This is a genomic window from Limnochorda sp. LNt (genome assembly GCF_035593265.1).
Taxonomy (GTDB): Bacteria; Bacillota; Limnochordia; order Limnochordales; family Geochordaceae; genus Geochorda; species Geochorda subterranea.
On sequence record NZ_CP141614.1, the window covers coordinates 184,400 to 206,378 of the forward strand.

Here is a 21,979-nt window from a genome sequence, read left to right on the forward strand (position 1 = left end):
GCGTACCCCCGCCCCGTCACAACCCCAGGCTGGCCATTACCGAGAGCCCCAGCGACCGCGCCGCGGCGCCCTTGCCGATCTCCTGGAGATTGACCGCCCGGATGGTGAGGCCCGAGCCGCCCAGGCCCACCCCGAGGGAGGCGTAGAGCCGCCACGGCTCGCCGGCCGCAGGGCCGAGCGCCGAGTCACGGGCCGCCCCCAGCGTGGCGCGCAGCAGCCCCAGGGCGTCGAAGCTGGCTTCGGCCTGGAGCCGGTCGACCGGGGCGGCCGAGCCGATGCCGATCCGGGAGAAGTAGCCACTCAGCTCCAGCAGCCCGCTGGCCAGGGGCCGCACGTGCACCCCCACCAGGGCCACGTCGGGCAGGCGGAGGACGTCGACGCCGCCGACGGGTCGGGTTTGCCAGGGGTCCGACGGGTTGGACTCGACGGTCTCCTTGGACAGGAGGGTCTCCTCGAGGCCACTCCAGGAGATGTGGCCGCCGCCCAGGTAGGCTCCCTCCAGCGAGACCAACCGGTTGATCCGGGCCACTGCCCCCACCTCGAAGGCCGATCCGTTGCCCTGCCGGGAGCGCCGGATGGTCAACGACGCTTCGGGGTCTTCTTGGGCCGCATTCAGCGTGCCCTCGCCCTCGACGGTCACGTACGCCAGCCCGCTCAGCCAGTGGTAGCCGGCGCCCGCCGAGAAGCCCTCGATGCCCAGGAGCCGGGGGATGAAGGGCACCGGGGCGTTGACCCGGACGAAGGCATCCTGCCACGCGGCCAGGGTCAGCGCCGTGCCCTCCAGCGAGTAGGAGCGAGAGGGGTCGGCCTGGTCGCCCTCTCGCAGCAGCGTCAGCGTCTCCTCGGACAGCGAGCCCGATCCGGCCACGCTCAGGCCCCAGCCCGCCTGCAACGCGGCGACGCTCACCATGGCGCGGCCCCGTGCGGCGAGCCGCAGGTGCTGGTCCTGGTCAGCGGCCGGGGAGGATCCCCCGTCCGAGGCCAGCGCCTGGAAGAACTGGCTCGCCTCGGCCAGCGTCCAGTCGCTGGACTCCAACTCCGCCGCCAGTGGCCCCACGCTGACGGCGACGACCCGCCACGGGAAGGCCGCCGGGTTGGCGGCGATGGGATCGCTCACCATCAGGTACGGCGACCACGTCACGCTCGTCTCCGCGGCCCATGCGCCGGTCGACCCCACCAACGCCAGGGCCGCCAGCATCGCGAGGGTCCGCCCGGTCCGTCGTCCGAGACCCATGCTCGACAACCCCCCGTCGATCGGCCCTCATGGTCGGCCCTGTCGCGATGGCTCCGTCACCTGCTCCACCACGCGCGGGCTGACGCTCTCACAGACTCTCATCGATCGCCTTGAGGAACTCCTGAACAGCCGCCCTCACCCGCTCGCGGCCGCGCACGGCCCGCCCTCGCTCCTGCAGCACCTGGCCCAGCCGCTCGAGCACCTGATCGACCGAGACGTCGGCGGGCGGCCGGCTCTCCAGGGCGGCGATGCGGGTCTCGAGGCTTTGGAGTCGCTCGGCGACGGCCCCCAGCTGGCTGCGCGTGAGCTGCGTCAGCTCGTCGAGGGCCCGAGCGATGCCCACCAGGTCGCCGCTCGTCGTCGCGGGCGCCGCGGTCGGGGCTGCCGGTGCGGAGGCCGCCGGCTGACCCGTGGTGGTGGGGGCTCGGCGGCGCCCGCGACCCTCCGCGGCTGCACCACGCCCTGCCGGCGCTCCCGCCCGCTCTCGTCCCCGTCGGGCCGCAGCCGGTCGCTGGCCCTCGTCGGCCCGGCTCTTGCGCTGGAGGTAGTAGTAGCGCTGGTTGATGTAGTCGGGCGGCTGGCCCATCTCCGCCGAGAGCGCGGCGGCCACGTCCTTGAGGGAACGGCCCTCTCGCTTGGCCTGCTCGAAGGCCTCGACGATCCGCCGGTCCTGCTCCTCGTTGAGACGGGGCTTGCCACCCCGGCGCCGGCGGGGGGAGTTCGTTGCAGCCTCGGCGGACGCTGGCTCGCCCGCCGGCGTGGCCGCCGGCTCGCGGCTCAACGCGTCGGCACCCGCCTCGCTCATGCGATCGCCGGCGCCCTCCTCCAGCCGTGCGGGCGTCGTCTCGACCTCCGCCAGCTCCAGCCCATCCAAGGCCGGCTGCTCCGAGACATCCTCGGTGGGATCGGTCCAGTTGCCCGGACGCTCACGATCGTCGCTCATCCGACCGCACCCCTTCCATGGCCACGCATCTGGCGATGGCTCCTTCAAACGATCGGGACGAAGGTCCCGGGAAATCCCAAGGCTGGCGGCACCAACCGGACGGTCTAGATTCTATTTGCCCCGGGGCCTTCCTTCCAACGCGCGATTGATTCAAGAGGACACAAAAAAGGGTCGGCTGTCAAGCCGACCCTGCCTTGGAACGACCGCTTGGTCCCGTGGTCAGGCGCTGGTGGGCGTCTCGGGCGGTCCCGATACCCCATACCCGTTGGAATGTGAGGTCGTCACGCCCTGCCCCTGGACCACCGGCATGGCCTCGTGAGATGGGCCATCCGGCGACGGATTGGGCACGCGCACGGTGCGCCCCTCGTAGTTGCGGAGGACCACGTACCCGTCGCCACGTTCCACCAGATTCTGGGGCATCACGGGGATCTTGCCGATGGGCGTGTCGACCACGTAGGTCGGGATACCGAAGCCCGTCGTCCATCCCTGGAGCGCCTGGATGATCTCGAGTCCCTTTTCAACGGGTGTGCGGAAGTGAGCGGTGCCTCGCAACAGGTCGCACTGGTAGAGGTAGTAGGGCCGCACCCGCATCTTCAACAGCCCGTGCACCAGCTGGCGCATCACCTCGGGGTCGTCGTTGACCCCCTTGAGTATGACCGTCTGGTTGCCGACGGGGATGCCCGCCCGAAGGAGGCGGTCGACGGCCTGCGCGGCCTCGGGTGTCAGCTCTCGGGGATGGTTGAAATGGGTGTTGACCCAGATGGGATGGTAGCGCTGCAGCATCTGGCACAGCTCGTCCGTGATGCGCTGGGGCATCGTCACGGGCATGCGGGTGCCGATGCGGATGATGTCGACGTGCTCGATGGCCCGGATCCGCGAGATGAGCGACTCGAGCCAGGCATCCGACGCCACCAGGGGATCGCCGCCCGTGATGAGCACGTCGCGGATCTGCGGGGTCTGTCGGATGTATTCGATGGCCCGGTCCACGTCGGCCGCGGTCATCTTGCCGCCTTTGCCCACGAACCGCTTGCGCGTGCAGTGGCGGCAGTAGATGGCGCAGTCGGCCGTCACGAGGAAGGCGACCCGGTCCGGGTACATGTGGACGAGCCCCTTGACGGGGGAGTGATCCTCCTCGTGGAGGGGATCGAGCCCGCCGAGGGGATCCTCGAGTTCGTCGGCGTTGGGGATAGCCTGGCGGCGAATGGGGTCGTCGGGGTCGGACCAGTCGATGAGGCTCAGGTAGTACGGCGTGACCGCGAAGCGAAACTCATGGGAGCATGCCTCGATGGCCTGCGCCATCTCGGGCGTGACGACGGTGTAACGGGCCAGATCCTGGGCCGATCGCACCCGGTTGCGAAACTGCCACCTCCAGTCCTTCCACGACTCCGTACGGTCCGGAGGTTCGGCCTTCTCGTCGGGGCTCTCGACGTGGTCGCTCATGGCCTGACCATGCGCCTCCTCCCGGCTCTGCGGCCGGATCGAATCGGCCCCCGGCCGGACGGACCAGCGGTCCGGCCGGCGGGCAAAGGTGAAACCTCGGCGGGGCGAGCCCGGTGCCCCTTGCGTGCATACCCTCACGCCGCCGGCGGCAAGGTCACCAGCGGGGGCGTCCCCCGGTCCGGGGAGCGGTCGGGGCCGTCGAGCACCTGCAGCAGGGATCGGCCCCCGCCATGCGATAGCGCCGCTCGAGCCGCCTCGGCCACGGCGAGGAGCCGGCTGCGACGCGACGGCTCCAGGTCGGGCGCCAGCAGCCACCGGTTGATCGCCGCCAGCAGGATCCCCGCCACCAGGTCGGGCAGGGTGAGCCCCGCCGCCTGTGCCTGGGCGGTCAGCAGACTGGCGGGCGAAAGCCCCGGCAGAGGGTTGACCTCGAGGAAGTGAGGTACGCCGTCGGCGTCCAGCCGGAAGTCGACCCGTGCCACGTCTCGCAGGCCCAGCGCCTGGAAGATGGCCTCGCTGTACGCTTGGAGGTCACGCCGCAGCTCGGGATCGATGGGGGCCGGGCAGAGAAACGTCTCGAGGTTGCCGCTCTTGGTGTGATAGCAATAGACGAACTCCGAGATGTCCCCCACGGGGCGGGTCGGCCGGACCTCCAGCACGGGCAGGACCTCGATGGCCCCATTGCCCAGGAGACCCACGCTGAACTCCCGCCCCGGCAGGTACGCCTCGACCAGCGCCGGCTGCCGGTACGTGGTGAGCACCCAGTGGACCTGACGGGCCAGCTCCTGCGAGTCGTGCACCCGGGAGGAGGCCCGCACGCCCTTGCTGGAGCCCTCCGCCAGGGGCTTGACGAAGGCCGGAAACGAGGACCACCGGCCCAACGCGGCCGGATCGTCGGGATGGCTCGCCACCTGCCACGGTGCAGTGGGCACCCCGGCTGCGACGGCCACGGCCTTGGCCAGCGCCTTGTCCATGGCCACGCCCAGGGCGACGGGGTCGGAGCCCGTGTACGGAATGCCCATCATCTCCAGCAGGGCCGGTGCCAGCATCTCGCGGCTGCGGCCTGCCTGGCCCTCGGCGATGTTGAAGACGATGTCGGGCCGTGTCCGCTCCAGGAGCCGGGGGAGGTCCCCCTCGACGGGGAGCAGGTAGACGGTCGACGCGCCCCCAAAAGAAAGGGCCTCGGCGATCGCCGAGACCGTACTCCAGGCGTCGTACTCCGCCTCCAGGTCCTCCGGGCCGTCGCGGCCGCCCGACCCCCGCAAGTTGAAGGACAGCCCCACGCGAATCGAGCTCACGGCTCGTGGCTCATCTCCGATCCGATCGCGCTAGCCTGTCTCCTGCGGGCGAGTCGGGCCCGCCCCCGGTCACGCTACGGGGCCAGGCTCGCTCGAGGACGGCGAGGCTGGCTCCATCCTATGGGGGGGCCCGGGGGCTGTCAATATCCTTTCTGATGCCATGCCCAAGCGGTCGCGACCATCTCGTCGAGCGACGAGAGACGGGGCCTCCATCCCAGGCGAGCCCGTGCCTTGTCGGCGCTGGCGACGAGCACGGCCGGGTCGCCCGGTCGCCGGGGGGCGAGGCGCACCGCGAAATCGCGCCCGGTGATGCGCCGGCACGTCTCCACTACTTCGCGGACCGACCAGCCGTGCCCGCTGCCCAGGTTGAAGACGTCGCTCTCGCCACCCGAGGCCAGGTAGCCCAGGGCCAGGCGATGAGCCTCGGCCAGATCCGAGACGTGGATGAAGTCACGGATGCACGTGCCGTCGGCCGTCGGCCAGTCGGTCCCGAAGATCTCCACCGCCTCGCGTCGACCGGCAGCCGCCAGCAGCACCGACGGGATGAGGTGCGTCTCGGGAGCGTGGCGCTCCCCCGTCCGGCCGCCTGGATCGGCGCCCGCCGCGTTGAAGTAGCGGAGGCTGACCCAGCGCAGCCCGTGCGCCTTCTCGAACCAGCGCAGCATGCTCTCCACCATGCGCTTGCTCTCGCCGTAGGGGTTGGTGGGTGCGAGAGGATGATCCTCGGGGATGGGCGTGCGTTGCGGCTCGCCGTAGACGGCCGCCGACGACGAGAAGACGAACCACCGCACCCCCCCTGCGACCAGCGCGCGCAACAACGACAACGTGCCCGCGACGTTGACCGAGAAGTAGCCTCCCGGGTCGGCCATGGACTCGCCGACCTGGGTGCGTGCCGCGAAGTGCATCGCCGCCTCGAAGGGGCCCCAGGCCCCCATCAGGGCCGAGATGGCCTCGCCATCGGCGATGTCGCCCACCACCAGCCGCGCGCCGTGCACCGCCTCCTGATGGCCCGTGCTCAAGTCGTCGAGGACCACCACCTCGTGGCCCGCCTCGACGAGCGCGAGGACGGCATGGCTCCCGACGTAGCCTGCGCCGCCCGTCACCAGGACCTTCAACGCCTGCCCTGCCTCCTCGTTGCAGCCCTCGTCCGAGCCCAAGCATTCCACCCGTGCTTGACGGGCCCCTGCCGGGGGCCCAAGCTAGAGGCGCGGAGGGAGACCTGAGACGTGACTTTGCCGGGGGGTGCCGCCGCCACCGTGCTGGTGGTGGAGGACGAGGCGCAGATCGCCGACGTCCTGCAGGCCTACCTCGAGGCCGAGGGGTTTGGGGTGCTCCGGGCATCCGATGGCGAGGAGGCCCTGGAGCTGGCGCGGCGCGAGCGCGTGGATCTGGTCCTGCTGGACCTGATGCTGCCCAAGCTCGACGGGCGCGAGGTCTGCCGGCGCATCCGGCGCGACTCGGACCTGCCCATCATCATGCTGACGGCGCGCGACGACGAGGTGGACCGGGTCGTGGGACTGGAGCTGGGCGCCGACGACTACATCACCAAGCCCTTCAGCCCGCGCGAGGTGGTGGCGCGCATCCGGGCCGTGCTGCGGCGAAGCCGCCACGGGTCGGACGCGGGAGGCCGGCGGCGATCGGAGGGCGCGGAGCGTCCCGGTGACGCCCAGCCGGTCTGCCGGGTGGGACCCCTCGTGGTGGATCCGGCGCGGCACCAGGCCTACGTGGGTGAGCGGGAGCTGGACCTGACGCCCACCGAGTTCAAGCTCCTGGCCGCCCTGGCATCCCATCCGGGCATGGTCTTCACCCGGCTTCAACTGGTGGAGCGCGTCCAGGGCGCCGCCTTCGAAGGCTATGAGCGCACCATCGACGCCCACATCAAGAACCTTCGCCAGAAGCTGGAGGACGATCCGCGCCATCCCCGGTTCATCGCGACCGTCTACGGGGTCGGCTACAAACTGGTGACACCGAGGGAGACCCCATGAACCGCATCGCGTTCAAGATGGCCGCAGCCTTCGCGCTGGTGGCCGTGCTGTCGGTGGCCGCCGTCGGGCTGGCGGCCCACTGGGCCGTCCAGTCCCAGTTCGGCCACTACCTCTTCCAGCGGCAGGCCGTGCCGCGCCAGGAGCGCGGGGCCGCCGGCGAGGCCGCGCCGCCGCCACCCTCGGACGTACCGACCTGGATGCTGCGGCGCACCATGGGCCCCCGCTGGTCCGAGATGCTGCGTCTCATGATGGGACTGCCCGAACGCCGCTTCCTCGACCAGGTCCGCAGCCTGCTCTGGACGGTGGGAGGGGGAGCCGCCCTGGCCGGGGCAGGCCTGGGCGTCTTGATGGCCTCGACGATGAGCCGGCGTCTGCGGGAGCTGGCGGGGCGCGCCCTGGCCCTGGCGCAGGCGGCCCATCAAGCCCCGCCGGCTCGCGGCGACGAGGTGGACCAGCTGGCCGAGGCCTTCGACACCATGGAGGCGGCGCTGGCTCGCAAGGAGGCCCAGCGTCGCCGGCTACTGGCCGACATCGCCCACGAGCTCAAGACGCCCCTGGCGGTGGTGCAGGCCAACCTGGAGTCGATGCTGGACGAGATGGCGCCCCCGCGTCCCGAGCGGATCGCGGCGCTGCACACCCAGGTGGCGATGTTGAGCCGACTGGTCAATGATCTGCGAGATCTGGCGCTGGCGGAGGCGGGCGAGTTGAGTCTGCACCGCCGCCCCACGGACCTGGCCGAGCTGCTGGAGCAGGCGGCCGACCTGTGGCGGCCGCGTTTCGAGGAGATGGGGGCACGGCTGGTGGTGGAGCACGAGACGCTGCCCAAGGCCTGGGTCGACGGGGACCGCATCGGTCAGGTGCTGGCCAACCTCCTCAGCAACGCGGTGCGCCACCTGCCGGGCGAGGGCGGCTGGGTACGGCTCCGGCTACGCGCGGGCGGGACGCCCGACCGCCCCGAGGCCATCGTGACCGTGGAGGACAACGGGCCAGGCATCCCGCCGGAGAGCCTGCCCTACCTCTTCGACCATCTCTTTCGCGCCGACCACAGCCGCAGCCGCCAGACAGGGGGCAGCGGCATCGGGCTCTCCGTCGTCAAGTCGGTGGTCCAGGCGCACGGCGGGCGCGTCTGGGCAGCCAACCGCCCCGAGGGGGGCGCGGCGTTCGGTGTCGTGCTGCCCCTGCGCCCCGTACCACCAGCGCCCGCGGCCTCCTCCCGAGCCCCGTCGGCCAAGTCGATGGGCAGGCCAGCCCTCGAGGCCGACGAGGACCCGGCGACGAATCTCGGGTGATGCCGGCTCTTCGGTAGACGACCCGGCAGCAGGACAGGCCCGCGGGCACGGCCGGCGACGTCCGACGGCGGCTCGAGGCGGACCGCCCGGTCTCTCATCGGGTGGAACCCCTTGGGCTCGGCTCTTGCATGGCCGGGCTCGACAGACCCGGGGTCGAGTCTGTGCTAACGTGGGCGCCGGGGATCGCGGCGTTGGTGGGCCACAGACCGCTCCGGGCCGTCGGCATGGGACTGGTGGCCGGCCTGCTGTGCGGCGCTCGCCTCGGTGGCCTGAGCCCCTTCGGACTCGCCTTCTTCTTCTCGACGTTGCCGCTGGGGGCCGCGTCAGCGGTGACGGCGCTGGTGGCGGTCCTGGTCACGGCAGCCATCGAGCCCGGCAAGGGGCCGGCCGTCCTGGGGGCCGTCGCGCTGGGATGGGCGCTGGCCGGGCCTGCCGGCAGCGCGCGCACGCGACGGCGGGCCGACCTCCTGGCGGCCGCCGCGGTGGCGGCCGCCCGCCTGGTGGCCTCGGACTGGGGTGGGGCGCCCCCCCCTGTGGTGGGTCGAGACGGTGGCGGAGGCGCTCCTTGCCTGGAGCCTCGTGCGGCTGTGGGGGCCGCTGGTGGCGCGGCTGGGTGAGGGGGATCCGGCTGGGGCGTCCCGAGACCGTGCGTCGTCGCAGGACGGAGAGCCTCTCCCGCTGGATGGGCCGGTGGCGGTGCAGCGGGGAGCGGGGCTGGTGCTGGGCACGGCCCTGGTGGTGGCAGGGCTGGAGCGCCTGGGGCTCGGGCCCGTGCAGCCGGCGGCCGTGGCGGTGGGCTACCTGACGCTGGTCGTGAGCACGACCCTGGGGGCGACGCCGGCGGTCGCGGTGAGCGTCGTGAGCGGGCTCATGCTGGGGATAGCCGACCCCCGCTGGGTGCCGTACGGGCTGTTGCAGGCGGCCGCCGCGGTGGCCTGCGCGGCGGCCACCGGCGCCTGGCGCCTCTGGCCCGCGCTCTGCCTCGTGGGCGTCACGGCGGCCGGAGGCCTGTTGGCTCCTACGGAGCGGTGGGCGCTGGCCGCCCTGGCGCATGCGGGGGCGGCGGCCTTGCTCTTCGTGGTCACCCCCGCCCGCACGCTGGCACGGTGGGAGCGCCTTGCCCGGCGACTGGTGGGCCCCTCCTGGACTCCGTCCGCGCCGTCGGCCCCGGCGGGCCGCCTGGCGGTGGCGTGGCTGGGGCGGCGCCTCTCCCAGGGGGTCTCGCGCACCGAGCGGGTGGTGGAGGCGCTGCGCGCGGCCTACGAGACGGCGGCGGCCGACTCGTCGGCGCTGGGTCCCGACCCTGCGGGCTACGTCGGCATGGTACAGGAGCGGGCATGCGAGGGGTGTCCCTCGTTCGGCCACTGCTGGGAGGACGGCGCGCAGGCGAGCCTGCTGGACGTGCTCGCTTATCTCGAGCGAGCGGAGGCCCGCGGCAGGGCGGAGCCGGCGATGATGCCGCCGGGCCTCGCCCGACGCTGCATACGGCCGGTCAAGCTGGCCGAGGCCGTGGAGGATGCGGCTCGCACCATGGCAGCCTTGCAGGCAGCCCGTCACCAGTCGGACCGCCAGGCCCGTCGCCTGCTGGCCCAGGTCGACGCCGCCCGGGGCATCCTGCAGACGCTGGCCCGGATGGCCGTGACGCAGGCCGCGGCTCTGGACTTCGAGGGAGCCCAACGCCTGGCCCGGTACCTGGCCCGCGAAGGCATGGCGTGCCGTGAGGTGGTGGTGGGAGGGACGGGGGCCCGGCGCGAGGCCCTGGTGGCCCTCGTGGGGACCTGCCGAGGGCACCAGCGCTGTGCCCGCAGCCTCGAGCGGCTGCTGGGGGAGTACGAGGGCGTCCCATGGATGGCTGCCTCGGTGCAGTGCCGCCACGGCGCGGATCGGGATGGGGGCGACGGCTGCGAGGTGCACCTGGTGCGCCGGCCCGTGTGGGACTTGGAGATAGCCCTGGCCACGCGCACCCGGGACGGCGAGATCTGCAGCGGCGACAGCTTCGCGCGGCTGCAGGTCGGCCCGGCTCTGGTGGGCCTCGTCCTGAGCGATGGAATGGGGAGCGGGCCGGAGGCGGCCCGTGAGAGCGAGACGGCCGTGCGGCTGGCCGAGGCGGCGCTGGCGGCCGGCGCGGGGGCCGCGGAGGCGATCCAGGTGGCCAACGCGGTGCTCCTGGCGCGAGCGCCGGACGAGCGGTTCGCCACGCTGGACGTGACGCTGGTGGACCTGGTGACGGGTGAGCTGGAGCTGGCCAAGGCCGGGGCCTACCCCACGCTGGTGGCGTGCGCAAGCGGCGTCGAGCGGATCGAGGGGCGAGCGCTTCCTGCGGGCATCGTCGCCGCGGTGGACGTGGAGCCCATCCGCCGGCCCCTGGAGGACGGCACGGTCGTCGTGATGGTGACCGACGGGGCCGGCGAGCTGGGGGACGCCGCGGAGGGCTGTCTGGTGGGGGCCCTGGAGGCGTTGCGCACCAAGGCGTCGGAGGGCCTGGCGGCGGAGGCGATGCTCCAACGGGTGATGGAGCGCCTCGATCGCATGGCCGCCGGCCGGTGGCCCGATGACGTGACGGTGGCCCTGGTGACGGCCCGTCAACTTGACCTTGCTGGGGTGCCGGCATATACTGGGGCTGGTGCCAAGCGGCCCGCGAGGGCGACGGCGTCGGCAGGCAGGTAGCGCCAGCGACTCGTGTACGTTGCAATCCCACGACCGGGCCCGACACCGTTCGAGGGGGGTTGGCGGCCGTGTGGCAGAACTGGGTCAACGTCGTCGTTGGTGTCCTGTTGATCATCGTGCCGTGGTTCGTACAGAGCCTCGACTCGCTCAAGTGGGTCAGCGTCATCGGCGGGATCATCGTCGCGGTAGCCGCGTACTGGGCCAACACCCAGGCACAGGCTAAGACGGGCAGCTGACGCCGAGGCCCGCGCCGGGCTACGGCGGGCCACGTCTTCATCCGACATCCTGCGCTGGCGACTTCCTGGTGCTGCCGACGGCTCGCCCTGCGGGCCGTCTCTTTTTTGGCAAGCCCGGACGGGGGGCGACACGGCCTTCGCACAGATGCCGAGCCCATCGGTAGGGCTGGACGGACAGGAGGCGTCCCGTCTCCGAAGGACCCCCCTGTTTCGCTCGCTGGCTCGAGCGGTGGAGCATCACCGCATGCTGGGACGCTCCGATGGCGTGCTGGTGGCGTTGTCGGGGGGGCCTGACTCGTCGGCGCTCCTGCACGCGCTGCTGCTGCTGGCGCCTCGGCTGCAGTTGCGGGTGCAGGCCGCTCACGTCCACCACGGGATCCGAGGAGCGTCGGCGGACCGGGACGCCGAAGCCGCCCGGGCCCTCGCGAGCCGCCTCGCGGTGCCGTTTCGGCGGATCGACGTCGACGTGCGGACCTACGCGCACGCTCAGGGCCTCTCGTTGGAGACGGCGGCCCGGCAGCTCCGGCTCGAGGCCCTGGAGCGGACCGCCCGGGAGGAGGGGTGCCGGCGCGTGGCGCTCGGGCATACCGCCGACGACCAGGCCGAGACGGTCCTGATGTGGGTGCTCCGCGGGACGGGACCGGCCGGGCTGGCCGGGATTCCACCCGTCCGGGGCGTCTTCGTGCGCCCGCTGCTGGGGGTCTGGCGGCGCGAGGTGCTGGCCTACTGTCGGGCCGCCGGTCTCCGACCGGTCGAGGACGAGACCAACCGGTCGCCCCGTTTCTTGCGCAATCGCATCCGGCTCGAGGTGTTGCCCTACCTGGAGTCGACGGTGAGGCCGGGGGTGCGCCGGGCCCTGGTGCGCCTGGCGTCGGTGGCCCTCGACGAGCAGGAGTACATGCGAGCTCGCGTCGACGAGGTGTGGCGGCGAATCGCCACGCCTGGTGAGGGCGGCCGGCTGGAGCTGGACGCGAGGGCTCTGGGCGGCCTCCATCCCGCCCTGGGCCGACGCATCCTCGTGCGGGCCTACGAAGAAGTGTCGGGCGGGCACCGGGGCGCCCTGGGCCTGGTCCACATCGAGGCCCTGTGGACGGCGGTGGCACGGGGACGCGGCGGCGTCGAGCTGCAGCTGCCTGGCCGCATCGTGACCCGGCTGATGCGGGGGCGGCTCGTCCTGGAACGCGTCGCGACCCTCCGCGCGAAGGGGCCGACGGGCCGTGAGCCGGAATCGAGAGGCCCTGCGTGTTATAATGACTCTGGGAACGCAGGGCGCCGGGCGAGTGCCCGGCGCGACGCGTCTGAGCGGAGGACGTGAAGCGAATGGGGCGTAGGGACCGGAGGGGAGGGGCGGAGATGAATCGATTTCTCCGCGGCATCAGCCTCTATCTGCTGGTGGCCATCGTACTCATCGCCATCGTCAGCACCTTCTACTCCCCCTCCGAGAGCAGACGGCAGCTCGAGTACTACCAGTTCACCCGCTTGCTGGAGCAGGGGCAGGTGGCCAACGTCCGGTTCATCGGGGATCAAAGGCTGGAGGGCACGCTGAAGGACGGCTCCGGCTTCGTCACGTACATCCCCGCCAACACCGGCCAGGAGGTCATGCGACGCCTGGAGGAGCGCGGCGTACCGGTCTCGGCCGAGCCGCCGCCCAACCCGCCCTGGTGGCTCAACCTGCTGCCCAATCTGCTGACCCTCGTGGTCTTCGTGGGGATTTGGCTCTTCATCCTCAATCAGATGCAGGGCGGCTCCAACCGGGCGATGTCGTTCGGCAAGAGCCGGGCCCGGCTGCACACGGAGGAGAGGACCAAGGTCACCTTCGCCGACGTGGCCGGATTGGAGGAGGCCAAGCAGGAGCTCCAGGAGATCGTCGAGTTCCTCAAGCATCCTCGCAAGTTCGTCGAGATGGGCGCCCGGGTGCCCAAGGGCATCCTGCTGGTGGGCCCGCCGGGCACCGGTAAGACGCTGATGGCACGGGCGGTGGCCGGTGAAGCGGGGGTGCCCTTCTTCAGCATCAGCGGCTCCGACTTCGTGGAGATGTTCGTCGGCGTCGGCGCGGCCCGGGTGCGGGACCTCTTCGAGACGGCCAAGAAGAACGCCCCCTGCATCGTCTTCATCGACGAGCTGGACGCGGTCGGACGGCAACGGGGCGCCGGCCTCGGTGGCGGGCACGACGAGCGGGAGCAGACGCTCAACCAGCTGCTGGTGGAGATGGACGGCTTCGAGCCCAACAGCGGCATCATCGTGATGGCCGCCACCAACCGACCCGACGTGCTGGACCCGGCGCTGTTGAGACCCGGCCGCTTCGACCGCAAGGTGCTGGTGGATCGGCCCGACGTCGAGGGACGCTACGAGATCCTCAAGGTCCACAGCCGCAACAAGCCGATGGCGCCTGACGTCGACTTGAAGCTCCTGGCCCGTCGCACGCCTGGCTTCGTGGGGGCCGACCTGGAGAACGTGATGAACGAGGCGGCCATCCTGGCGGCCCGCCGCGGCAAGAAGCGCATCGGCATGGATGAGCTGGAGGAGGCCATCGATCGGGTCATCATGGGGCCCGAGCGGCGCCGCCGGGTCATCCGCCCGCAAGACAAGAAGGTGCTGGCCTACCACGAGGCCGGCCACGCGCTGGTGGCGCACTTCCTGCCCAACGCCGATCCCGTTCACAAGGTGACCATCGTCGGGCGGGGACTGGCCGGCGGCTACACCATGGTGCTCCCCGACGAGGACAAGCTGGTGGAGACCCGCTCGGAGCTGCTGGATCGCCTGGCCCACATCCTGGGCGGGCGGGCGGCCGAGGAGCTGGCCTTCGCCGAGGTGAGCACGGGGGCCCAAAACGACCTGGAGCAGGCCACCAAGCTGGCCCGCCAGATGGTGATGGCCTGGGGCATGAGCGACCGGCTGGGGCCGCTCACCTTCGGGCGACAGCACGAGGACCTCATCTTCCTGGGCCGCGACATCGCCCGGGACCGCAACTACAGCGAGCAGGTGGCGGCGGCCATCGATGAGGAGGTCCGCCGCCTCATCGAGGAGGCCTACGACAAGGCCCGCACCATCTTGCAGGAGCAGCGGGACGCCCTGGAGCGGGTGGTCTCCGCCCTCATGGAGCGGGAGACCCTCAACCGGGAGGCATTCGTGGCCGTCGTCGAGGGCCGCGCCCTGCCGGAGCCCGGCGAGGCGGCGGGGGCGGAGGCCGGCAAGCAGCCGGCCCAGCCCGAGCGAGGCGAGCGCCGGCGCCTGCGGGAGCAGGAGGGGCTGCTGGAGCCGCCGGCCACCAAGCAGCAGCCGAGACCTGCCGAGGGCTAGACCGGGCGCATGCAGCGCGAGCGCGCGAAGGGAGCGGGCCGTATGGCCCGCTCCCTTCCTTCGCCTCTTGTGCGAGTCGCGCTCGCCTCAACTGTTGGCAGGCCGCTCGCCCAGCGTCAGGACCACCGTCACGGTGCGCCCGTTTCGGAAGACCTGGAGCAGCACCTCGTCGCCGGGCTTGTAGCGGTCGAGCTCGGTGATGACGTCGTCGGCGGTCTTGATCTCTCGCTGGCCCATCCGCCGGATGACGTCGTAGACCCGCAGCCCGGCCTTGTCGGCCGGCGACCCGCTCACCACCGTGCTGATCAGGGCGCCGTTGGTGTCGGGCAGCCCGAGGTAGCGAGCCAGCCGGCTGTCGATGTCCTCCAGCAGGACGCCCATGTAGGGACGGCGCTGCGGCTGGCCGGCCTGGGCGATGAGGCCCTCCAGGACCTGCTTGGCCTCGTTGATGGGGATGGCGAAGCCGATGTTTTGACCTTGCGCGTTGACGGCCGTGTTGATGCCGATGACCTCGCCGGCGATGTTGACCAGGGGCCCGCCCGAGTTGCCGGGGTTGATGGCGGCGTCGGTCTGCAGCAGGTTTTGGTACTGGCGCCAGCGGCCGGCGTCCCGGTCGTAGACCCGGATCTGGCGGCCCTTGGCGCTGACGACCCCGACGGTGACGGTGTGCTCGAGCTGCTCCCCGTACGGGTTGCCGATGGCGATGACCCACTCGCCGGGCCGGGTACGGTCCGAGTCACCCAGCTTGACCACCGGGAGCCGGGCCAGGCCCCGGGGCTTGTCGATCTTGAGCACCGCCAGGTCCAGGCTGTAGCTGGTGCCCATCAGCTGGGCCGGCACCTCACCCGTGAAGTCGGGCGTCGAGATCTTGACGGTGATCTTCTGGTTGTCGCCCACGTTGCCCACGACGTGCTGGTTGGTCAGGATGTAGCCGTCCTCCGAGATGATGAAGCCCGTGCCCGCGCTGGACTGCTCGGGCGCCGGAATCTGCCCGAAGAAGAACTCGAAGAACGGGTCCCGGGTCACCTGGGGCGTCTGGGGAAACGTGGCCGACACGAAGACCACCGCGGGGCTCACCTGCTCGGCGATGTCGGCCAGGATGTACGGATTGCCGATGCCGGGGGCCTCGACTGCCACCGCCTGGGGCAGGTTCGCGGTCGACGCCTGAGGTGCCGGACTCTGCGCCGCCAGGCGCATGTCGACCACGGTGGTGACGAGCGAGCCCACCAAGAAGCTCACGACGGCCAGCAACGCGAAGCCCACCAATCTACGCCACCGGCCGCGTCGCCTCTCCAACTCCACAGCGATCACTCCCCCTTCGTGAACCCCTCCACAAGCCGGATTATACCGTCCGGGCCTGCGTCCCCGGCCGTGAAAGTCTGGGGCGGATGCCACCTCACGCTCGGCACGCCCGGGGCATGGCGCCCCTCGGTCACATCTATCGTGGGCCGTCGGCCGGAGCTAGCCCATGCGAGGCCGCGGGCCCGTATACCTCCACCTCGGCCACCCACATCAGGTCCGGCCGTCCGAGCGCGCCACCGCCGGCCGGCTGATACAGGCGCAAAGCCCGGGTGGTGACGGGCACGAAGGTGACGGAGGTGCGGGCGACGCGGTCGGAGGGCTCGGCTTCGTAAGCCCAGACCGTCTGCCACCGCTGCTCCTGGTCCAGCCAGACCTCGACCCGCAGCCGGCTCGAAGGGTAGAGGCGGCCGCGGTCCAGCGCCCAGTAGATGTCCACCTGGGAGATGGTCTGGTCGGTGGCCCACCGGAGCTCGATCCAGTGGTCGCTGGCGCGCTCGGCCGATGCCCACGCCGCCTCCGCCCATCGCCCCACCTCCGGCACGTCGTTGCGCCGGCCGTCGTTGAGGGGAGCGGGCGAGTAGCCCCTAAACGACGAGTCGACGGCAACCGAGGCCGTCCTGGCCAGGTTGGCACCCGGCGGTGGGCCGGCGGGCGCCGGCGCCACCTCCGGCGCCGGCATGGCCTGGGGTGGGAGCCCGGGCAGGGCGGCCATTTCGTGGCGAAGCCGGGCCGGGGGCTCGGCCGGCCCGGCGAAGGGACCCGCGGCCAGGGCTTCCCGGAAGGGCAGGCTCAGATACGAGGTGCTGAAGAGCACCACCCCTCCGAAGCCGAAGCCTCGCACCAGCCCCATCTGCTCCAGCAGGGTGTCGGGCCGCGTTGCGAACAGGGCGAGCCCCGGCACGACGCGTGCGCGGAGGCGGTCGGGCGACCGCCAGGGGGCCAGCTCCTCGAGCTCGCCGGAGACCGAGGCCAGCAGGTCGCGCAGGTTGGCCGTCGACGAGGTGTAGGCCATGGGGATGGCCAGGTCGACGAGCCCGTCAGCCAGCCACGAGACCCAGTCCTGCAGGTGCATGAGGCGGGCCTGGCGGCGCTCGGGCAGCACGGCGGCCGACAGGATGACGTCGGGTGCGGCGGCCTCCACGGCGTCCCGCACCGCTCGCACCACCGCGGTCACCTGCGCCTCGCGCCACCGCTTCCAGGCGTCCGACTCATCAGGCCGGAGCTCCGAGGGGCTCCTCCCGCCGACATCGATGCCCGTGGCGTCGCGAAAGGCCGCCTGCGCGTGCTCGGAGTAGCCGAAGGGATCGCGCAGCTCGTCGTTGTAACGGATGTAGTCGAGGTGGATCCCGTCGAGCCCGTAGGCAGTGGCCAGGCGGGCCGCCTCGCCCCCCAGCCACCGGCGCACCTCGGGACGCGAGGGGTCCAGCCAGGCCATCCGGGATCCACCGGCGGCGAAGAGGTCGCCCGAGGCGCTGCGGTCGGCCCATTGGGGGTGGGCCTCCAGCAGGGGGCTCAGCCCGGCGTGGATGGCCGCCCCCAGCATCCACATCCAGGCGTGCACCGACAGCCCCCTCGCCCGTGCCTCCTCGACCACGACTCTCAGCGGATCCTCGCCCCAGGCCGCGAACCGGCCGTCCTGATACGGTCCGGGGTAGAGGGTGTAGCCGCGGTAGAGGCTCTCCACGAAGACCGCGTTGAAGCCCGCGGCCACCAGCTGATCCATCAGCCGGGCGACTCCCGGGCGCCCGTCGAGGCGGGCGAGGTAGCCGTTGTCGATCCAGATGCCGCGCAGCTGCCACGCCGGCTCCGGCGCGGCCGGCGACAGGGCCGGGAGGGGCGCCGCCGTCGCGGCCGCGGGATGCGACCACGACACGTCTCCGACGACGGCAGCCAGCGTCAGGATCGCGATGGAGCCAAGGGCCGCCAGGAGGCGACCACCTCCCATGCGTGCGCTCACGGCCGACGACGACCTCCCTGTAAAGGAGATGGCGGGGCGGTGGCCCCGGCGTCCACCAATTGGCGGGCGGCGTTTGACACCCCTTCCCTGCGGTGCGAACAATAGACGGGGGTGGATGCCATGCCCGCCCGGACCATCGAGCTGCCCGAGCCCCTGCCGGTCGCCGAGAGGGTGGAGGTGGACCCGGATCGCACGGCGCTCGTCGTCGTCGACATGCAAAACGACTTCTGCCGCCCCGAGGGCCGCCTCTACGTGCCCGACGCACCCGCCACCATCCCGGCCATCCAGCGGCTGCTGGCCATGGCCCGCCAGCACCACATGCCGGTCTTCTTCACCCAGGACTGGCACGCCCCCGGCGACCCGGAGTTCGCCATATGGGGCGAGCACGCCGTGGCCGGCACCTGGGGGGCCCGGATCGTCGACGAGCTGGAGCCGCTGGCGTCCGAGCGGGTCGTGCAGAAGGTCCGATACGACGCCTTCTACGGCACGAGCCTGGACCACGAGCTGCGACTGGCCGGCGCCGACACCCTCGTCATCTGCGGCACCGTGGCCAACATCTGCGTCCACTACACGGCAGCCAGCGCCGCCCTGCGCTGGTACAAGGTGGTCATCCCCATCGACGCCGTCTCGGCGCTGACGCCCTTCGACATGGAGGCCGCGCTGCGCCAGGTCGCCTTCCTCTTCAAGGGACTGATCACCCGCTCCGACGCCATCGTCGCCCACGCGTCGCCCTGAGGCCCAAACCCGACTCGGAGGCAGGTGGAGCGTCACATGCCCGACCCAGCGACCCCGGCCGCACCCGACCCGGTCGAGGCGGCGGCCATGACATGGCTGAGCCGCCACCGCGACGACCTCGTCGAGCAGACGGCGGAGCTGTTGCGCATCCCGTCCGTCGAGGGGCCGGCGGAGCCCGGCAAGCCCTTCGGGGAGGAGGTGGAGCGCGCCCTCGCCTACGTGCAGGAGCTGGCCAGCCGGCTCGGCCTGGAGACGCTGGGCGTCGACGGCTACGCCATCCACGCTCATTGGGGTCCCCCCTCCCCGTTGGTGGGGGTGCTGGCCCACGTGGACGTCGTGCCCGCCGGCACGGGCTGGAGCGTCCCTCCCTTCGGCGGGGTCATCCGGGACGGACGCCTGTACGGGCGCGGCGCCATCGACGACAAGGGCCCCACCATGGCCGCCCTCTTCGCACTGGCCGCGCTGGCCGCGGTCGGCGCCCCGGTGCGCCGGGGGCTGCGCCTCATCGTGGGTGGCGACGAGGAGACGGGCTTCGCCTGTCTGCGCCACTACTTCAGCCGGCAGCCCCGGCCCGAGCTGGCCTTCGCTCCGGACGCGCTCTTTCCGGTGGTCTTCGCCGAGAAGGGGATCCTCAACCTGACCGTCGCCCTGCCGGCTGCGCCCGGTGTGGTCGTCGGCCTGCGAGGCGGCAGCCGGCCCAACGTGGTGCCCGACGAGGCCGAGGCCGAGCTGGCCTTCGGCTCCGCCGCCGAGGCGCGGGCCTGGCGCGACCGCCTGACAGCAGCCGCAGCCGGTCGTCGGGGTGCCGTCGCGGTGGAGGGCGACGGGGTCCTCAAGTTGCACAGCCGGGGCCGGGCGACCCATGGCAGCACGCCCGAGAAGGGCCTCAACGCGGTGGTGGAGCTGCTCGCCTGCCTGGTGGAGGCCGACGGCGACAGGCGGGTGCTGGATCCGACGGGCGCCCTGCGCTTCCTGGCCGGGGCGGGGGCGGGCCTGCACGGCCAGGGGCTGGGCATCTTCGCGCGCGACGACGTCTCGGGCGTGCTCACGTGCAACCTCGGGGTGCTGCGGCTCGCCGGCGAGGAGCTGGTGGCCACCTTCGACGTGCGGTACCCCGTCAGCCTGCGGCGCGCCGACGAGCTGGTGGCCAAGGTCGAGTCGTCGGTGCGAGGACTGGGCGGCCGGATCGTGGCCGTCTCCGACGACCCGCCCCACCACGTGCCCGAGGACTCCTTGCTCGTGCGCACCCTCCTGGGGGTCTACCGGCGCCAGACCGGCGACGACCTGCCGCCGCTCGCCATCGGGGGCGGCACGTACGCCCGCCTCCTCCCGACGGCGGTGGCCTTCGGGCCGGTGGAGCCCTTCTCGGGCATCGTGCCGCACGAGCGCGACGAGTACGTCGAGCTGGACCGGCTGGAGCGGCTGGCCCGCATCTACGCGGCGGCCCTGTGGGAGCTCGCCCGCTGAGGGCGGAGTTCGGCGACGGGCCCGCCAGCGCCGCCCGGGCGGCGGCCAGCGCGGCGCGGGCCGCCGCCAGCATGACGACCACGGCCCGCACCTCCACCACCGCCTGCCGCGCGCCTCGAGGCCCGCCTGGCCGTAGGCGGGCCGGACCACCAGGCGGGCGGCGGGCTGACGCGGTTGCCGAGCCGGACCAGGCGGGCGAGGGCGGCCGAGAGGAGTGCCTGGAGCGAGGCGGCCCCGATGGCAGCCGCCGCGGCGTCGGCCGCCCCCCACTTGACCGCTACCCAGAGGCGGGGGGTGGCGAGGCGGCCCTTGAGGGCGCCGGTGAAGGCGACCGCAGCCTGCCGCCGCCACCGGGCGGGCGAGGCCTTGCGCCGGCCGCGGGGCCCGGTCTGCCGGGAGGGCGAGGCAAGAGGCTCCTCCGAGGGGTGCGGGCCCTTGGCGGGGCGTGGTGAGACGGCCGGCATCCGCCGCTCCATGGCCAGGGCTCGCACGGTGAGGGGTCCCAGAGCCGGCACGAGCCGGACGCGCCCCGAGGCTCGCCCGCCCACCAGCTTGGGAGCGGCCACCAGCGCGCCCCGCAGGCGCACGTGCAGCAAGAGGCAGCGGAGGTGGCCCTGCAGGGCCAGGTGGCCCACCTCCCGCACGCATGCCCGCCAGCGCAGGGTCAGCTGTACGGAGGCCAGGGCCATCAACACCTCCATGAGAAGCGCGGCGCCACCGATGGCCCAGAGGGTCACGCCATCCATGCCCGCTCCATCCGCTCGCCAGCCGCGCTCAGGCGATGTCGACGCGGCGGCCGGTGTCGACCCGGCCGTCCTGGTGAGGGTCGGCGACAGGCCGCTCGACCACCGGACCCGGGCCGGGTGCGGGCGAGGTGCCGGCTGTCGGCGGCTCGTCCGCGGAACGCGGCGCCCAGGCCGTCGCCGCGTGGTCCCTCGTCGTCGCATCCGACGAACGGCCGAGCAGGCCGATGACCCGGACCGCCGACGGCACCACCTCCAGGGAGAGGGGGCTTGCGGCCACGATCTCCCCGTCGGCCTGGACGGCCAGGGGGCGCTCCGCCTCGATGCGGACGTGACGGGCGTCGTACACCTCGACCAGAGGGTGCTCGACGTGGCGCCCGGAGAAGACCTTGGGGAGCAGGGAGAGCACGCTGGGCTTGGGGAGATCGCCGGCCACCACGACCCGAAACGTCCCGTCGTCCATCCTGGCGCCGGGGCAGATCCGCATGCCGCCGCCGTATCCGGCCCCGTTGCCCACCGCCACCAGCATCACCCGCCGCTCCAGGATCTCTCCGTCCAGCACTATGCGCACGGCGGCGTTGCGGTAACGGCTGAGGGTCCAGAGGGCCGCGAAGACGTAGGTCAGCGCCCCGGGCACGAACTTGGGCAGCCGGTTGGCCTGCCGCGCCACCTCCGCATCGAACCCGACACCTGCCACGTTGGCGAAGTAGTGGCCGTTGACCACGCCGACGTCCATGGGGGACGCCGGGCCGCTGGCAAGGAGGGTCGCCAGCGCGGCCGGATCCCGGGGGATCCCCGTGTTTCGCGCGAAGTCGTTGCCGGAGCCGGCGGGCACCACGCCGAAGGCGATCCGGCCCCGCGCGGCGGGCGAGAGCGCCATGAGCCCGTTGAGGGCCTCGTGCACCGTGCCGTCTCCACCGACGGCCAGGATGCGGCCGTACCCCTCGAGGGCCGCCCGCTCGGCCAGCTCCCTGGCGTGGCCGGGGCCGCGGGTGTGCCATACGACGCAGCGCACGCCCGGCACCCTCTCCAGCACGGCCCGCAGCCGGGCGAAGACGCGCAGGGACCGGCCGTGCCCGGCGACGGGATTGACGACGAAGAGCAGCTCGTTCACGGGCTCGCCTCCACCTGCCTGCCGGTTAAGCATGTCCCCCGAGCGCCCCCGTTCAAACGCCGGTGAGGTTCACCGTGCGCGCGCCGTCCTCCTGGTCGACCGGGCGGGCGGCCGGAGGAGACGGCCTTGCCTCGATTGACCCGGCCCGGTCGCGGGGTTATAATGCCCCCGAAAGGTCAAAAAAGGTCAAACCCGCCGGGTCGGCTCGACGCCGGGCGACGGCGCCGTCCGCTTGCACCTTCGCCGGTGGATGCCCTCCCGGGGGAAGG

Annotated in this window: 18 protein-coding genes; 9 read left to right on the plus strand and 9 right to left on the minus strand. The window is 72.4% G+C overall.

Annotated elements, in window-relative coordinates; all coding sequences use genetic code 11:
• Positions 1-16: 16 nt before the first annotated feature.
• The 5 genes from VLY81_RS00980 to galE all read right to left on the minus strand — a co-directional run bounded on the left by VLY81_RS00980 (position 17) and on the right by galE (position 6,030).
• A complete protein-coding gene (locus tag VLY81_RS00980; protein ID WP_324669150.1) occupies positions 17-1,234 on the minus strand; it encodes a hypothetical protein in 1,218 nt (405 codons plus the stop codon).
• An 88-nt stretch (positions 1,235-1,322) separates the two neighbouring features.
• Entirely contained in the window at positions 1,323-2,177 is an 855-nt protein-coding gene (locus tag VLY81_RS00985; protein ID WP_324669151.1) for a hypothetical protein, read from the minus strand.
• 219 nt (positions 2,178-2,396) lie between these two features.
• Positions 2,397-3,617, minus strand: coding sequence for a KamA family radical SAM protein (locus VLY81_RS00990; RefSeq protein WP_324669152.1), 1,221 nt, complete (start codon positions 3,615-3,617; stop codon positions 2,397-2,399).
• 134 nt (positions 3,618-3,751) lie between these two features.
• On the minus strand, positions 3,752-4,915 hold the full coding sequence (locus tag VLY81_RS00995) for a D-alanine--D-alanine ligase family protein (protein ID WP_324669154.1): 1,164 nt from the start codon (positions 4,913-4,915) through the stop codon (positions 3,752-3,754).
• A 140-nt stretch (positions 4,916-5,055) separates the two neighbouring features.
• A complete protein-coding gene (gene galE / locus VLY81_RS01000) occupies positions 5,056-6,030 on the minus strand; it encodes a UDP-glucose 4-epimerase GalE (protein ID WP_324669155.1) in 975 nt (324 codons plus the stop codon).
• A gap of 111 nt (positions 6,031-6,141) precedes the next feature.
• On the opposite strand from galE, the gene VLY81_RS01005 reads away from it, so the two are divergent.
• The 7 genes from VLY81_RS01005 to ftsH all read left to right on the plus strand — a co-directional run bounded on the left by VLY81_RS01005 (position 6,142) and on the right by ftsH (position 14,392).
• Entirely contained in the window at positions 6,142-6,900 is a 759-nt protein-coding gene (locus VLY81_RS01005; RefSeq protein ID WP_324669157.1) for a response regulator transcription factor, read from the plus strand.
• Entirely contained in the window at positions 6,897-8,189 is a 1,293-nt protein-coding gene (locus VLY81_RS01010) for a sensor histidine kinase (RefSeq protein ID WP_324669158.1), read from the plus strand. Before VLY81_RS01005 ends, VLY81_RS01010 begins: the two co-directional genes overlap by 4 nt.
• Before the next feature lie 194 nt (positions 8,190-8,383).
• Positions 8,384-8,806 carry a hypothetical protein gene (locus VLY81_RS01015; RefSeq protein WP_324669159.1) on the plus strand — a complete coding sequence of 141 codons (423 nt, stop codon included), beginning with the start codon at positions 8,384-8,386 and terminating at the stop codon, positions 8,804-8,806.
• Positions 8,706-10,856, plus strand: a complete 2,151-nt coding sequence (locus VLY81_RS01020; protein ID WP_324669160.1) for a SpoIIE family protein phosphatase — start codon at positions 8,706-8,708, stop codon at positions 10,854-10,856. Before VLY81_RS01015 ends, VLY81_RS01020 begins: the two co-directional genes overlap by 101 nt.
• 68 nt (positions 10,857-10,924) lie before the next feature.
• The gene (locus VLY81_RS01025) at positions 10,925-11,092 is read left to right on the plus strand and encodes an SPW repeat domain-containing protein (RefSeq protein ID WP_324669161.1); all 168 of its coding nucleotides are present in this window, start codon (positions 10,925-10,927) and stop codon (positions 11,090-11,092) included.
• A gap of 145 nt (positions 11,093-11,237) precedes the next feature.
• Positions 11,238-12,407, plus strand: coding sequence for a tRNA lysidine(34) synthetase TilS (tilS, locus tag VLY81_RS01030; protein ID WP_324669162.1), 1,170 nt, complete (start codon positions 11,238-11,240; stop codon positions 12,405-12,407).
• Between the two features lie 38 nt (positions 12,408-12,445).
• Positions 12,446-14,392 carry an ATP-dependent zinc metalloprotease FtsH gene (ftsH, locus tag VLY81_RS01035; RefSeq protein WP_324669163.1) on the plus strand — a complete coding sequence of 649 codons (1,947 nt, stop codon included), beginning with the start codon at positions 12,446-12,448 and terminating at the stop codon, positions 14,390-14,392.
• An 87-nt stretch (positions 14,393-14,479) separates the two neighbouring features.
• Here the strand turns inward: ftsH and VLY81_RS01040 are convergent, their stop codons facing one another.
• Positions 14,480-15,694, minus strand: a complete 1,215-nt coding sequence (locus VLY81_RS01040; RefSeq protein ID WP_324669164.1) for a S1C family serine protease — start codon at positions 15,692-15,694, stop codon at positions 14,480-14,482.
• A 136-nt stretch (positions 15,695-15,830) separates the two neighbouring features.
• Entirely contained in the window at positions 15,831-17,651 is a 1,821-nt protein-coding gene (locus VLY81_RS01045; RefSeq protein WP_324669165.1) for a glycoside hydrolase family 10-like protein, read from the minus strand.
• Positions 17,652-17,771: 120 nt separating this feature from the next.
• Here VLY81_RS01045 and VLY81_RS01050 point away from each other — a divergent pair, with 120 nt between their 5' ends.
• Together VLY81_RS01050 and VLY81_RS01055 are read left to right on the plus strand one after the other, a co-directional pair.
• Positions 17,772-18,386 carry a cysteine hydrolase family protein gene (locus tag VLY81_RS01050; protein WP_324669166.1) on the plus strand — a complete coding sequence of 205 codons (615 nt, stop codon included), beginning with the start codon at positions 17,772-17,774 and terminating at the stop codon, positions 18,384-18,386.
• A 36-nt stretch (positions 18,387-18,422) separates the two neighbouring features.
• A complete protein-coding gene (locus VLY81_RS01055) occupies positions 18,423-19,853 on the plus strand; it encodes a Sapep family Mn(2+)-dependent dipeptidase (protein WP_324669167.1) in 1,431 nt (476 codons plus the stop codon).
• On the opposite strand, the gene VLY81_RS01060 is transcribed toward VLY81_RS01055, so the two are convergent.
• Positions 19,820-20,599 carry a hypothetical protein gene (locus VLY81_RS01060; protein ID WP_324669169.1) on the minus strand — a complete coding sequence of 260 codons (780 nt, stop codon included), beginning with the start codon at positions 20,597-20,599 and terminating at the stop codon, positions 19,820-19,822. The two genes, VLY81_RS01055 and VLY81_RS01060, sit on opposite strands and share 34 nt — an antisense overlap.
• A 28-nt stretch (positions 20,600-20,627) precedes the next feature.
• On the minus strand, positions 20,628-21,710 hold the full coding sequence (locus VLY81_RS01065; protein ID WP_324669170.1) for a diacylglycerol/lipid kinase family protein: 1,083 nt from the start codon (positions 21,708-21,710) through the stop codon (positions 20,628-20,630).
• Positions 21,711-21,979: the final 269 nt, after the last annotated feature.